The organism is Pseudomonas sp. NY15463 (genome assembly GCF_048068415.1).
Taxonomy (GTDB): domain Bacteria; phylum Pseudomonadota; class Gammaproteobacteria; order Pseudomonadales; family Pseudomonadaceae; genus Aquipseudomonas; species Aquipseudomonas mosselii_C.
In genome coordinates this window covers 234,495-247,159 of record NZ_JBLUQD010000003.1, presented here as the reverse complement: position 1 = coordinate 247,159, position 12,665 = coordinate 234,495, and the positions used below count along the sequence as shown (strand labels likewise).

The following is a 12,665-nucleotide window of genomic DNA, read 5'->3' as shown; positions in this document are numbered from 1 at the left end:
GCCAAGGAGCCACCATGCGTGCTGCCGCCTTTTCTTTATTGTTCTCCACGCTCTGCGCTGCGGGCCTGGCCCAGGCCGCGCCGCTGTCGGTTTGCACCGAAGCCAGCCCTGAAGGCTTCGACGTGGTCCAGTACAATTCGCTGACCACCACCAACGCCTCGGCCGACGTGCTGATGAACCGTCTGGTGGAGTTCGACGCAGAGCAAGGCAAGGTGGTGCCCAGCCTGGCCGAGCGTTGGAGCGTGTCGCCCGACGGACTGATCTATGACTTCCAACTGCGCAAGGACGTGAAGTTCCACACCACGCCTTACTTCAAGCCCAGTCGCGAACTGAACGCCGACGACGTGCTGTTCAGCTTCCAGCGCATGCTCTACCCCGCGCACGCTTGGCACAAGACGGCACCCGGCGGTTATCCGCATGCCCAGTCGCTGCAACTGGGCAGCCTGATCAAGTCGATCGACGCACCCACGCCGTACACCGTGCGCTTTACTTTGACCCACCCAGACGCCACCTTCCTGGCCACCTTGAGCATGGGCTTCGCCTCGATCTATTCCGCCGAGTATGCCGACAAGCTGCTCAAGGCCGGCACCCCAGAGAAGCTCAACAGCCAGCCGGTGGGCACCGGTCCGTTCGTGTTCCAGCGTTTCCAGAAGGACGCGGTGGTGCGCTATCGCGCCAACCCGGAGTATTTCGCCGGTAAGCCTTCGGTCGATCCGTTGATTTTCGCCATCACCACCGACGCCAACGTGCGCTTGCAGAAACTCAAGCGCGGCGAGTGCCAGGTGGCGCTGTCGCCCAAGCCACTGGACGTGGCCGAAGCCGGCAAGGACGGTAACCTCAAGGTGGCGAGCGCGCCCGCGTTCATGACCGCGTTCGTTGCCATCAACAGCCAGCACCCGCCGCTGGACAAGCCCGAGGTGCGCCAGGCGATCAATCTGGCCTTCGACAAGCAGGCCTACCTGAAGGCCGTGTTCGAAGATACCGCGACTGCCGCCAACGGTCCCTACCCACCCAACACCTGGAGTTACGCCAAGGACCTGCCGGGCTACCCGATGGACCAGCACAAAGCCAAGGCGCTACTGACCAAGGCCGGTCTGGGAGAAGGCTTCCAGACCACGATCTGGACCCGCCCATCGGGCAGCCTGCTCAACCCCAACCCGGCCCTGGGGGCGCAGATGCTCCAGGCCGACCTCGCGAAGATCGGCATCAAGGCCGAAATCCGTACCCTGGAATGGGGTGAGCTGATCCGCCGCGCCAAAGCCGGCGAGCACGACCTGCTGTTCATGGGCTGGGCCGGCGACAACGGCGACCCGGACAACTTCCTCAGCCCGCAGTTTTCCTGCGCGGCGGTGACTTCGGGCACCAACTTCGCGCGTTTTTGCGACAGTCGCCTGGATCAACTGATCAACGCCGGGCGCACCACCAACGACCAAAGCGTGCGCAGCCGCCTGTACCAGCAGGCGCAGACGCTGATCCAGCAACAAGCACTGTGGTTGCCTTTGGCGCACCCGACTGCCGCGACGCTGCTGCGCGAGGATGTCCAGGGCTATCACGTGAGCCCGTTCGGGCGGCTGGATCTGAGCAAGGTGTCGGTGGGCCGTTGAGTCGGTAGACCGCAGGACCGGCCTTTTCGCGGGCAAGCCCGCGAAGGGGGCGGCACAGGCCATGAAGTTCTACCCTGCCAGCCACCCATGCTCGACCATCGACAAAGGCTCACCATCACCCACGATGACGTGATCCACCACTCGCACGTCGATCAGCGCCAGCGAGCGCTTGAGCACCTGCGTCAGGTGCACGTCGTCCTGGCTCGGCTCACAATGGCCTGACGGATGGTTGTGGCACAGGATCAGCGCCGCCGCGTTGTGCAGCAAGGCCCGCCGGACCACTTCGCGCGGGTAGATGCTCGCCCGGTCGATCGTGCCGCGAAACAGGATTTCGAACGCCAACGGCCGGTGCTTGGAATCCAGAAACAGACAGCCGAACACTTCGCTCGCCTCATGGCGCAACATGGATTTCAGGTAACGCCGCACCGTATGGGGGCTGTCCATGGCCGACTCGCGCTCGATGGACATCGCCAGGTGCCTGCGGCCGATCTCCAGCAGCGCTTGCACCTGGCTGTAGCGAACCGGACCCAGTCCCAACTCGCCAACGAACGCCTGCCGGTCAGCCTCCAGCACCTGGCGCAAACCGCCGAATTTCAGCAACAGCCCGCGAGCCAAGTCCAACACACCACGGCCTTTGATCCCTGAACCAAGAAACACGGCCAGCAGTTCGGCGTCGGTCAGGCTGCCCGCCCCACGCGCCAGCAACTTTTCCCTCGGCCGCTCTTCGCGCGGCCACTCCCTGATGTTCATCCCCACTCCTTGCGTGGTACTGCGGCGTATTTGACCGCTGTGTTAATCTAGTTCGCTTCGAAAATGCGACGATCTGCCGCAGGCCATGGTCGTCGCCGCCCGCTTTCACTGGATAAAGGCAAGCCTATGCAGCGGCTGTATCGCAAGCGCATCGTTCTCGGCGTCGGAGGTGGCATTGCCGCCTACAAGAGCGCCGAACTGATTCGCCGACTCCTGGAACACGGCGCACAAGTGCGCGTGGTCATGACCCGTGGTGGCGCCGAGTTCATCACGCCGCTCACGCTGCAGGCGCTGTCCGGCCATCCGGTCCACATGGACCTGCTCGACCCCGCCGCCGAAGCAGCCATGGGCCATATCGAACTGGCCAAATGGGCCGACCTGGTGCTCATCGCCCCAGCCACTGCCGACCTGATGGCGCGCCTGGCCCAAGGCATGGCCGACGATTTGCTGACCACCCTGGTACTGGCCACCGACGCCACCGTCGCCGTAGCACCGGCCATGAACCAGGCCATGTGGCGCGACCCGGCAACCCAAGACAACCTCGACCTGCTCAAGCGTCGTGGCATCCAGGTATTCGGCCCTGCCTCGGGCAGCCAGGCCTGTGGCGACGTGGGCCTGGGCCGCATGCTCGAAGCCACCGACCTTGCCTGGTGCGCCGCCGAGAGCTTCAAACGCGAGGCGCTGACCGGCAAGCACGTCCTGATCACCGCCGGCCCGACGCAAGAAAACATCGACCCGGTGCGCTACATCACCAACCATAGTTCAGGGAGGATGGGCTTCGCCCTGGCCGAAGCGGCCGCCGAAGCCGGGGCTCGGGTAACCCTGGTCACAGGCCCGGTGCACCTGCCAACCCCCGACCGGGTCAGCCGTATCGACGTGGTAAGCGCACGGGACATGCTCGCAGCCTGCGAAGCCGCCATGCCCTGCGACCTGTTCATCGCCTCGGCCGCTGTCGCGGACTACCGCCCGGAAGTCGTCGCCCCACAAAAACTCAAGAAAGATCCCACCACCGGTGACGGCATGCTGCTGCAGATGGTGCGCAATCCCGATATCCTTGCGACCATTGCCGGCCGGGCCGATCGCCCGTTCAGCGTAGGTTTCGCCGCCGAAACCGAGCACCTGCTCGACTACGCCACACGCAAGCTCAAGGACAAGAACCTCGACCTGATCGTCGCCAATGATGTGGCCAACCCCAGCATCGGCTTCAACAGCGAGGAAAATGCCCTCACCGTGATCGACCGTCAGCAACACCAGACTCTCTTCGCGCAGACCAGCAAGGGCAAGATCGCCCGCCAGCTGGTTGCCTTCATCGCCGAACGACTCAATCAGGTTCAATAAGTTACATGCACGCTCTTCAAGCCAAGATCCTCGACCCACGCCTGGGCACTGAATTCCCCTTGCCGCAGTACGCCACCCCCGGCTCCGCCGGCCTGGACCTGCGCGCGCTGCTCAAGCAGGACACCGTCCTCGAGCCCGGCCAGACCTTGCTGATCCCCACCGGTCTGTCCGTCTATATTGGCGATCCAGGCCTGGCGGCGATGATTTTGCCGCGCTCGGGCCTGGGCCATAAGCACGGCATCGTGCTGGGCAACCTGGTCGGCCTGATCGACTCGGACTACCAGGGCGAACTCATGGTGTCGTGCTGGAACCGTGGCGATACCCCGTTCACCATCAGCGTTGGCGAGCGCATCGCGCAGCTGATCCTGGTGCCGGTGGTGCAGGCGCATTTCGACATCGTCGAGCAGTTCGACGAAACCCAGCGCGGCGCAGGCGGCTTCGGCCACTCCGGCACCCGCTGAGCCCCCTGCATCGACCGTTGCCGCCATGGACGGCGAACTCTCGGGGCATTCCACCGTCCAAGCGTTCAGTTTGTGCCTGCCCAGAAGCCTTTGAATACTTGGAGTCCCCAGAGATGAACGACATGGCCCAACTGGTCCCCGCACTGCCCGACAGCATCTTCCGCGCCTACGACATCCGTGGCGTGGTGGGCAAGACCCTGCACGCCGAGACCGCCTACTGGATTGGCCGCGCCATCGGCGCGCAAACGCTCGCCCAAGGCGAGCCACAGATTTCGGTTGGCCGCGATGGCCGGCTGTCCGGCCCGATGCTGGTCGAGCAACTGATCAAGGGGCTGGCCGACGCCGGTTGCCAGGTCAGCGACGTCGGCCTGGTGCCGACTCCTGCGCTGTACTATGCCGCCAACGTATTGGCCGGCAAGTCGGGGGTAATGCTCACTGGCAGCCATAACCCGTCGGACTACAACGGCTTCAAGATCGTCATTGCCGGCGACACCCTGGCCAACGAGCAAATCCAGGCACTGCTGACCCGCCTCAAGACCAACGACCTCACCCGTGGCGAAGGCCGCGTGGAAAAGGTCGAGATCCTCGATCGCTACTTCAAGCAGATCGTCAGTGACGTGAAGCTGAGCAAACGCCTGAAAGTGGTGGTCGATTGCGGCAACGGCGCCGCCGGGGTAATCGCCCCACAACTGATAGAAGCCCTCGGCTGCGACGTGATTCCGCTGTTCTGCGAGGTCGACGGTAACTTCCCCAACCACCACCCTGACCCCGGTAAGCCCGAAAACCTGGCGGACCTGATCGCCCAGGTAAAAGCGACCGGCGCCGACATTGGTCTGGCCTTCGACGGCGATGGCGACCGCGTGGGCGTGGTGACCAACACCGGCAGCATCGTCTACCCTGACCGCCTGCTGATGCTGTTCGCCCAGGACGTGCTGTCGCGCAACCCGGGCGCCGAGATCATCTTCGACGTCAAGTGCACCCGCCGCCTGACCCCGCTGATCGAACAGCACGGTGGTCGTGCCCTAATGTGGAAGACCGGCCACTCGTTGATCAAGAAGAAGATGAAGCAGACCGGCTCGCTGCTCGCCGGCGAGATGAGCGGTCACATCTTCATCAAGGAACGCTGGTACGGTTTCGACGACGGTATCTACAGCGCCGCACGTCTGCTGGAGATCCTCAGCAAGGCCAGCCAGGACGCCGAAAGCCTGTTCGCCGCGTTCCCGAACGACATTTCCACGCCGGAAATCAACATTGATGTGACCGACGAGGGTAAATTCAGCATCATTGATGCTCTGCAACGCGATGCCGACTGGGGCGAAGCCAACCTGACCACCATCGACGGTGTGCGGGTCGACTACCCACACGGCTGGGGCCTGGTCCGCGCCTCCAACACCACGCCGGTGCTGGTGCTGCGTTTCGAGGCCGACAGCGCGGCAGAACTCGACCGTATCAAGGCTGTATTCCGCACGCAGTTGCTCAAGGTCCAACCCAACCTGCAACTGCCGTTCTGACGACTATCCGTTCCTTACCTGGAGCCCTGCATGACCCTCGATCGCGATGCCGCTTCCCATGTAGCCGAGGTTTTGTCCGAAGCACTGCCTTACATCCGCCGTTTCGTCGGCAAGACCCTGGTGATCAAGTACGGCGGCAACGCGATGGAGAGCGAAGAGCTCAAGACCGGCTTTGCCCGTGACATCGTGCTGATGAAAGCCGTGGGCATCAACCCGGTGGTCGTGCACGGTGGCGGCCCGCAGATCGGCGACCTGCTCAAGCGTCTGTCGATCGAAAGCCACTTCATCGACGGCATGCGCGTCACCGACTCGGCGACCATGGACGTGGTGGAGATGGTGCTGGGTGGCCAGGTCAACAAGGATATCGTCAACCTGATCAACCGCCACGGCGGCAGCGCCATCGGCCTGACCGGCAAGGACGCCGAGTTGATCCGTGCGCGCAAGCTCACCGTCAGCCGTCAGACCCCTGAGATGACCCAGCCGGAAATCATCGACATCGGCCATGTCGGCGAGGTCGAGAGCGTCAATACCGACTTGCTGAACATGCTGGTCAAAGGTGACTTCATCCCGGTGATCGCGCCAATCGGCGTGGGCGCCAATGGTGAGTCGTACAACATCAACGCCGACCTGGTCGCAGGCAAGGTAGCCGAAGCACTGAAAGCCGAGAAGCTGATGCTGCTGACCAACATCGCCGGCCTGATGGACAAGCAGGGCCAAGTGCTGACCGGCCTGACCACCGAGCAGGTCAATAGCCTGATCGCTGACGGCACCATCTACGGCGGCATGCTGCCGAAGATCAAATGCGCACTGGAGGCAGTCCAGGGCGGCGTGAACAGCTCGCACATCATCGACGGTCGCGTACCGAACGCCGTGCTGCTGGAGATCTTCACCGACAGCGGCGTGGGCACCTTGATCACCAACCGTAAGCGTCACTGATCGTGCGTCCACGGGTACGGCGTCTGCCTTGAACGCAGCACGTACCCTGTGCGGCTGAAAGATCGTGACGGGCCAAGGTGATGCGTTAGAAGACCCTTACACCGAGTAAGACAGCAGCAATGAAAAAGGCGACCTTGAAGGTCGCCTTTTTCATTGCACAAGCGCCATCAGATCCCGTACTGGGCGCGATATGCCTCGACCGCTGGCAGGTGCTGCTTGAGCTGCGGATCGTCGGCCAGGAACTCCAGCACTTGCGTCAGCGAGACGATGCTCACCACCGGGATACCGAAGTCGCGCTCGACTTCCTGGATCGCAGACAGCTCGCCATTGCCGCGCTCTTCGCGGTTCAACGCAATCAATACGCCAGCGGCCTTGGCCTGCTGGGCATTGATGATCTGCATCACTTCGCGGATGGCGGTACCGGCGGTGATCACGTCGTCGATGATCAGCACGTCACCGGCCAGCGGGGCGCCGACCAGGCTGCCACCTTCGCCGTGGGCCTTGGCCTCTTTGCGGTTGAAGCACCATGGCACGTCCAGCTGATGCTGCTCAGCCAGGGCCACCGCGGTAGCCGCCGCCAACGGGATGCCCTTGTAGGCTGGGCCGAACAGCACGTCGAACGGGATCTTGCTGTCGACGATGGCCGCAGCGTAGCAACGCCCCAGCTGTGCCAACGCAGACCCTGTATTGAACAGGCCGGCATTGAAGAAGTACGGGCTGGTACGCCCCGATTTCAGGGTGAACTCACCGAAGCGCAGAACGCCGCGATCGATGGCAAAACGGATGAAGTCGCGCTGATACGGCTGCATGAAAGGTCCCGGACACCACGGATTTAGCTAAATGTGTTGAGCTCGGGTATCATACACGCACGAGATTTTTGGGGCCATTTATGCGGATCATCAGTGTGAACGTGAATGGCATTCAGGCTGCGGCCGAGCGTGGATTGCTCAGCTGGCTGCAAGCCCAGAATGCCGACGTCATCTGTCTTCAGGATACCCGCGCCTCGGCCTTTGAACTCGACGACCCAGCTTTCCAGCTCGATGGCTATTTCCTTTACGCCTGCGATGCGGAGGTGCCCACCCAAGGTGGCGTGGCACTTTACTCGCGCATGCAGCCCAAGGCAGTCATCACCGGCCTGGGCATCGAGACAGCCGACCGCTACGGGCGTTACCTGCAAGCAGATTTCGACAAGGTAAGTATTGCCACGCTGCTCCTGCCCTCGGGCATGAACGGCGATGAAGACTTGAACCAGAAATTCAAGTTGATGGACGACTTCGCCAAGTACCTGGACAAGCAACGTCGCAAGCGCCGTGAGTACATCTATTGCGGCTCGTTCTACGTGGCGCAGCAGAAGCTCGACATCAAGAACTGGCGCGACAGCCAGCAGTCGGTGGGCTTCTTGCCACCGGAGCGGGCCTGGATGGACGCTATTACCGGCGACATGGGCTACGTCGATGCGCTGCGCGAAGTCAGCCGTGAGGGCGACCAGTACAGCTGGTGGCCGGATAACGAACAGGCCGAGATGCTCAACCTGGGCTACCGGTTCGACTACCAGATCCTGACGCCAGGCCTGCGCCGTTTCGTGCGCAACGCCCGCCTGCCGCGCCAGCCACGCTTCTCGCGCCACGCGCCGCTGATCGTGGACTACGACTGGACCCTCACCATCTGAGGAACACCAGCCACAAAAAAGCCGACCTTCCAAGGTCGGCTTTTTTGTGGCTGCGAAACAGCGATCAGTCGGCCAGTGCCGCCTGTTGCAGTTCGAAGATCTCGGTCATGCCCTTCTGCGCCAGCGCCAGCATGGCGTTGAAGTCTTCAGGCTGGAACGGCGCGCCTTCGGCGGTGCCCTGTACTTCGATGAAACCACCGGCGCTGGTCATGACCACGTTGAGGTCGGTCTCGGCAGCGGAGTCTTCGAGGTAGTCGAGGTCCAGCACCGCCTCGCCCTGGTACATGCCCACCGATACCGCGGCGATCATGTGCTTGAGTGGGTTGCCGCCCTTCAGGCCGCCACGCTTCTTGATGACCGTCAGCGCATCGCACAGGGCGACCATGGCACCGGTGATCGACGCGGTACGCGTACCGCCGTCGGCCTGGATCACGTCGCAGTCGACGTAAAGGGTGATATCGCCGAGCTTGCTCATGTCGAGTGCCGCACGCAGCGAACGGCCGATCAGGCGCTGGATTTCCAGGGTGCGACCACCCTGCTTGCCACGGCTGGCCTCACGCTGGTTACGCTCGCCAGTGGAGCGCGGCAGCATGCCGTATTCAGCCGTCAGCCAGCCTTGACCCTGGCCCTTGAGGAAGCGGGGAACACCATTTTCGACGCTGACCGTGCAGATGACCTTGGTGTCACCGAACTCGACCAGTACCGCCCCCTCGGCGTGCTTGGTGTAGTTGCGGGTAATGCGGATCGAGCGGAGCTGATCGGCGGCGCGACCACTTGGACGTTTCATCTGGGATACCTGTACCGGGACTTTGAATCTGCCCAGCATTATAGAGCCCGACGCCTCTCGAAGACATGCCTATCGTCGAGCGCGGCGCAGCCTGTCGACTTTTCCCATCCAACAGACCCGCACCTGTAGCATGGGCGGATTGGGCGCCCGGGCCGCACTGCGCTACAATCCTGCGCCTTGCAGCCGACAGGCTCCCCCGTTCATCCGATTACGCGAGGTACTCCCCATGGTGCACAGCATGACCGCCTTCGCCCGCGCCGAACGCGCCGGCAGCCAGGGCACCCTGGTCTGGGAACTGCGCTCGGTCAACCACCGCTACCTGGAACCTCACCTGCGCCTGCCCGAGGCCCTGCGCGACCTCGAAGGCGCGGTGCGCGAGGGCCTGCGCCAAGGCCTGTCACGCGGCAAGGTCGAGTGCACCCTGCGCCTGTCCGAAGACAGCACCGGCAAGCCGTTGCAGGTCGATCGCGAGCGCGCCGCGCAGCTGGTCGCCGCCGCCGAAACCGTGGCCAGCCTGATCAAGCAGCCAGCACCGCTCAACCCCCTGGAGGTGCTGGCCTGGCCAGGCGTACTGGTGGCCGACGCCAGCGACCCGCAGGCCCTCAACGCCGAAGCCCTTGCCCTGTTCGACCACGCCCTGACCGAACTCAAGGCCGGCCGCCAGCGCGAAGGCGCGGAGCTTGCCAGGTTGATCAACGAACGCTTGGACAGCATGGCCCACGAGGTCACCACCTTGCGCGCCCTGGTGCCGCAGATGCTCGCCGCGCAGCGCCAGAAAATCCTCGACCGCTTCGGCGACATGCAGGCCGAACTCGACCCGCAACGTCTGGAGCAGGAGATGGTGCTGCTGGCCCAGAAAAGCGACGTCGCCGAAGAACTGGACCGCCTTAGCACCCACGTCGGTGAAGTACGCCGGGTACTCAAGTCCGGCGGTGCTGCCGGTCGGCGCCTGGACTTCCTGATGCAGGAACTCAACCGCGAAGCCAACACCTTGGGCTCCAAGGCCTTCGACCCACGCAGCACGCAAGCGGCGGTCAACCTGAAGGTGTTGATCGAGCAAATGCGTGAACAAGTACAGAACATCGAGTAAGGCCACCCCACCATGAACCACAGCAGCGGCACCCTCTACATCGTCTCGGCCCCCTCTGGCGCTGGCAAGACCAGCCTGGTCACAGCGCTGATCAAGGACGACCCACGCGTCAGCGTCTCGGTCTCGCACACCACCCGCAACAAGCGCCCGGGCGAAGAAAACGGAGTGAACTACCACTTCGTCAGCCACGACACGTTCAAGGCGCTGATCGCCAAGAACGACTTCCTGGAGCATGCCGAAGTGTTCGGTAACTTCTATGGGACATCGCGCAGCTCGATCCAGCAAGTGCTGGACAAGGGCAATGACCTGATCCTGGAAATCGACTGGCAAGGCGCCCAGCAGGTACGCAAGCTGATGCCTGAAGCGGTGTCGGTATTCATCCTGCCACCGAGCCAGCAAGCCCTGCGCCAACGCCTGGACGGCCGTGGCCAGGACAGCGAGGAGATCATCGCCGGACGCATGAAGGAAGCCGTCAGCGAGATGGTGCACTACGACGAGTACGACTACCTCATCATCAACGATGAATTCGCCGTGGCACTGGAAGAGATGAAGGCGGTGTTCACCTCGAATCGCCTGCGACTGAAGCAGCAGCAGGCGCGGCATGGTGAGTTGCTCAAACAGCTGATCGGCTGAAGAGGCCCTTTCCGCTCCCACAGGATTGTGCAAAGCCTGAATCCAACGCTGCACCTGTAGGAGATCACCCAGCCCTTTGGGCTGCGCTGTCGCGCAGAGAACTGATTTCGCAAGCGCTCCGCGTACCCTGTGGGAGCGGGCTTGCCCCGCGAACACCGGCGTAGCCGGTGCCATCCACCGCGCTGCCTTCTTCGCGGTGGTCCGGCACTCCGGTAAACCCGCTCCCACAGGATTGCGCAAAGCCTGAATCCAGCGTTGCACGTAGCGGCCTTGCCGGGGCGCCGGACCGGTCGAAAAGGGCCGCAAAGCGGCCCCACTCATTATTCCTGCAACTGGATCGTGGCCTGCTGACGCAGCGTTGCCCCCAGGAAATACGCCGGCAGGCGCAGCCGCGAGAGCATCATCAGCACGATGCCCAACGCAGAGATGATCACCGCGATCACGAACACCAGCCCAAGCCCCGCCACATGCGAGCCACTGCCAAAGTCCGGCGAGGCGCTGTCGATGGCCGTGCGTACGAAAATCACCGACAGGATCAGCCCACCCACCAACGGGCACAGGCCGCGCATGAAGAAGTGGCGCAGGCTGTCGAACAGGCTGTGGCGGAAGTACCACACGCAGGCGAACGCGGTCAGCGAATAGTAGAAGCAGATCATCATCCCCAGCGCGGTGATGGTGTCAGCCAGCACGTTCTCGCTCAGGGTACGCATGGTCACATAGAACAACCCTGCGGCAACCCCGGCGCAAATGGTCGCGTAGCGCGGCGTCTGCGAGCGCGGACAAACCTTGGCAAAGCGCTGCGGCACGGCGCCGTAATACCCCATGGCCAGCAGCGTGCGCGCCGGCGAGACGAAGGTCGACTGCAACGACGCTGCCGTGCTGGCCAGCACCGCGATGGACATCAGGATCGCCAGCGGCCCCATCACCGGCCCGGCCAGGTGGGCGAAGACATTCTCCTGGATACGCGGGTTGTTCAGGCCCAGGCCCTCTTCGCTGATCCCGGCGAACTGCAAGGTCGCAATAGCGGTGACCAGGTACAGGCCGAGAATCAGCAGCACGGTCCAGGTGGCAGCCTTGCCTGGCACCTCATCACTGCCGACCGACTCTTCGCTGACGGTCAGGCACACATCCCATCCCCAGAAAATGAAGATCGACAGTGAAAGGCCGGCTGCGAACGCCGAGAACGACTCGACGCCGAACGGGTTGAACCAGGCCAGATCGAAGGCCAACGGTGGCGGTGCGGTGGTCTCGCGAAAAGCCGCGAAGGCAAAGCCGATCAGCACCAGAAGCTGCAACGCCACCAGACCGTACTGTACGGTCATGGTGGTCGCCATGCCCCGGCAGCAGATCCACACCGCCAGGGCGATGAACACGCAACAGGTGCTGATGTTGACCATCAGGTTGTCGGCCAGGGCCGCCAGCTCGTGGTTGCCGGTGATCTGGGCGAGGAACAGGTAGAAGAAGTCGACCGCCACCCCCGCCAGATTCGACAGCACGATGGTGGTGGCGACCACCAGCCCCCAGCCGCCGATCCAACCGATCATCGGACCGAAGGCACGGGCCGACCAAGTAAAGGAGGTGCCGCTGTCAGGTTCCGCGGAGTTCAACTCGCGATAACCCAGCGCCACCAGCAGCATCGGCAGGAAGCCAACGATGAATACCGCAGGCAGATGGGCGCCGACTTCGCGAACGGTCGGGCCGAGTGCACCGGTCAGGGTGTAGACCGGCGCGATAGTGGAAATGCCAAGCACCACGCTGGCCAGCAGCCCCAGCCGGCCCTTGGCCAGACCTTTGCTGCGCTGAGTGGTGTCCGAGTCGGCCGCATCGGGTGGGCGGCCGGCGTCTGTGTAATCGTTCATGAGTCTGTGCCGTCACTATTGGAATTG

At 63.2% G+C, this 12,665-nt stretch carries 11 protein-coding genes and 1 pseudogene; 8 read left to right on the top strand and 4 right to left on the bottom strand.

Annotated elements, in window-relative coordinates; genetic code table 11:
- Window positions 1-14 precede the first annotated feature (14 nt).
- On the top strand, window positions 15-1,604 hold the full coding sequence (locus ACNFIC_RS09000; RefSeq protein ID WP_138220675.1) for an ABC transporter substrate-binding protein: 1,590 nt from the start codon (window positions 15-17) through the stop codon (window positions 1,602-1,604).
- A 69-nt stretch (window positions 1,605-1,673) separates the two neighbouring features.
- On the opposite strand, the gene radC is transcribed toward ACNFIC_RS09000, so the two are convergent.
- Window positions 1,674-2,354, bottom strand: coding sequence for a RadC family protein (radC, locus tag ACNFIC_RS08995; protein ID WP_138220676.1), 681 nt, complete (start codon window positions 2,352-2,354; stop codon window positions 1,674-1,676).
- 126 nt (window positions 2,355-2,480) lie between these two features.
- Between radC and coaBC the strand changes: the two genes are divergently transcribed.
- From coaBC to argB, 4 genes and pseudogenes are all read left to right on the top strand, one after another.
- On the top strand, window positions 2,481-3,692 hold the full coding sequence (gene coaBC, locus ACNFIC_RS08990; RefSeq protein WP_416780832.1) for a bifunctional phosphopantothenoylcysteine decarboxylase/phosphopantothenate--cysteine ligase CoaBC: 1,212 nt from the start codon (window positions 2,481-2,483) through the stop codon (window positions 3,690-3,692).
- A gap of 5 nt (window positions 3,693-3,697) precedes the next feature.
- Window positions 3,698-4,153 carry a dUTP diphosphatase gene (dut, locus tag ACNFIC_RS08985; protein WP_138220678.1) on the top strand — a complete coding sequence of 152 codons (456 nt, stop codon included), beginning with the start codon at window positions 3,698-3,700 and terminating at the stop codon, window positions 4,151-4,153.
- 137 nt (window positions 4,154-4,290) lie between these two features.
- Window positions 4,291-5,664 (top strand): annotated as a pseudogene (locus ACNFIC_RS08980) (phosphomannomutase/phosphoglucomutase); the annotation flags it as partial.
- A gap of 30 nt (window positions 5,665-5,694) precedes the next feature.
- Window positions 5,695-6,600, top strand: a complete 906-nt coding sequence (gene argB / locus ACNFIC_RS08975; protein WP_138220680.1) for an acetylglutamate kinase — start codon at window positions 5,695-5,697, stop codon at window positions 6,598-6,600.
- Window positions 6,601-6,767: 167 nt separating this feature from the next.
- Here argB and pyrE read toward each other — a convergent pair whose 3' ends face one another.
- Complete coding sequence (pyrE, locus tag ACNFIC_RS08970; RefSeq protein ID WP_138220681.1) at window positions 6,768-7,409, bottom strand: orotate phosphoribosyltransferase; 642 nt, start codon at window positions 7,407-7,409, stop codon at window positions 6,768-6,770.
- Between the two features lie 80 nt (window positions 7,410-7,489).
- On the opposite strand from pyrE, the gene ACNFIC_RS08965 reads away from it, so the two are divergent.
- On the top strand, window positions 7,490-8,269 hold the full coding sequence (locus tag ACNFIC_RS08965) for an exodeoxyribonuclease III (protein WP_138220682.1): 780 nt from the start codon (window positions 7,490-7,492) through the stop codon (window positions 8,267-8,269).
- Window positions 8,270-8,333: 64 nt separating this feature from the next.
- Here the strand turns inward: ACNFIC_RS08965 and rph are convergent, their stop codons facing one another.
- Window positions 8,334-9,056 carry a ribonuclease PH gene (gene rph / locus ACNFIC_RS08960; RefSeq protein ID WP_416780828.1) on the bottom strand — a complete coding sequence of 241 codons (723 nt, stop codon included), beginning with the start codon at window positions 9,054-9,056 and terminating at the stop codon, window positions 8,334-8,336.
- A gap of 226 nt (window positions 9,057-9,282) precedes the next feature.
- On the opposite strand from rph, the gene ACNFIC_RS08955 reads away from it, so the two are divergent.
- Together ACNFIC_RS08955 and gmk are read left to right on the top strand one after the other, a co-directional pair.
- Window positions 9,283-10,146, top strand: coding sequence for a YicC/YloC family endoribonuclease (locus tag ACNFIC_RS08955; RefSeq protein ID WP_138220684.1), 864 nt, complete (start codon window positions 9,283-9,285; stop codon window positions 10,144-10,146).
- Between the two features lie 12 nt (window positions 10,147-10,158).
- Window positions 10,159-10,779 carry a guanylate kinase gene (gmk, locus tag ACNFIC_RS08950; protein WP_416780825.1) on the top strand — a complete coding sequence of 207 codons (621 nt, stop codon included), beginning with the start codon at window positions 10,159-10,161 and terminating at the stop codon, window positions 10,777-10,779.
- 320 nt (window positions 10,780-11,099) lie between these two features.
- Here the strand turns inward: gmk and ACNFIC_RS08945 are convergent, their stop codons facing one another.
- Window positions 11,100-12,638: an APC family permease gene (locus tag ACNFIC_RS08945; RefSeq protein WP_138220686.1), complete on the bottom strand. Its 1,539-nt coding sequence runs from the start codon at window positions 12,636-12,638 to the stop codon at window positions 11,100-11,102.
- Window positions 12,639-12,665: the final 27 nt, after the last annotated feature.

Bases quoted from the DNA above. Each gene is read 5' to 3' on its own strand.
- ACNFIC_RS09000 (WP_138220675.1), top strand. From the start codon at position 15: ATGCGTGCTGCCGCCTTTTCTTTATTGTTCTCCACGCTCTGCGCTGCG.
- radC (WP_138220676.1), bottom strand. From the start codon at position 2,354: ATGAACATCAGGGAGTGGCCGCGCGAAGAGCGGCCGAGGGAAAAGTTG.
- coaBC (WP_416780832.1), top strand. From the start codon at position 2,481: ATGCAGCGGCTGTATCGCAAGCGCATCGTTCTCGGCGTCGGAGGTGGC.
- dut (WP_138220678.1), top strand. From the start codon at position 3,698: ATGCACGCTCTTCAAGCCAAGATCCTCGACCCACGCCTGGGCACTGAA.
- argB (WP_138220680.1), top strand. From the start codon at position 5,695: ATGACCCTCGATCGCGATGCCGCTTCCCATGTAGCCGAGGTTTTGTCC.
- pyrE (WP_138220681.1), bottom strand. From the start codon at position 7,409: ATGCAGCCGTATCAGCGCGACTTCATCCGTTTTGCCATCGATCGCGGC.
- ACNFIC_RS08965 (WP_138220682.1), top strand. From the start codon at position 7,490: ATGCGGATCATCAGTGTGAACGTGAATGGCATTCAGGCTGCGGCCGAG.
- rph (WP_416780828.1), bottom strand. From the start codon at position 9,056: ATGAAACGTCCAAGTGGTCGCGCCGCCGATCAGCTCCGCTCGATCCGC.
- ACNFIC_RS08955 (WP_138220684.1), top strand. From the start codon at position 9,283: ATGGTGCACAGCATGACCGCCTTCGCCCGCGCCGAACGCGCCGGCAGC.
- gmk (WP_416780825.1), top strand. From the start codon at position 10,159: ATGAACCACAGCAGCGGCACCCTCTACATCGTCTCGGCCCCCTCTGGC.
- ACNFIC_RS08945 (WP_138220686.1), bottom strand. From the start codon at position 12,638: ATGAACGATTACACAGACGCCGGCCGCCCACCCGATGCGGCCGACTCG.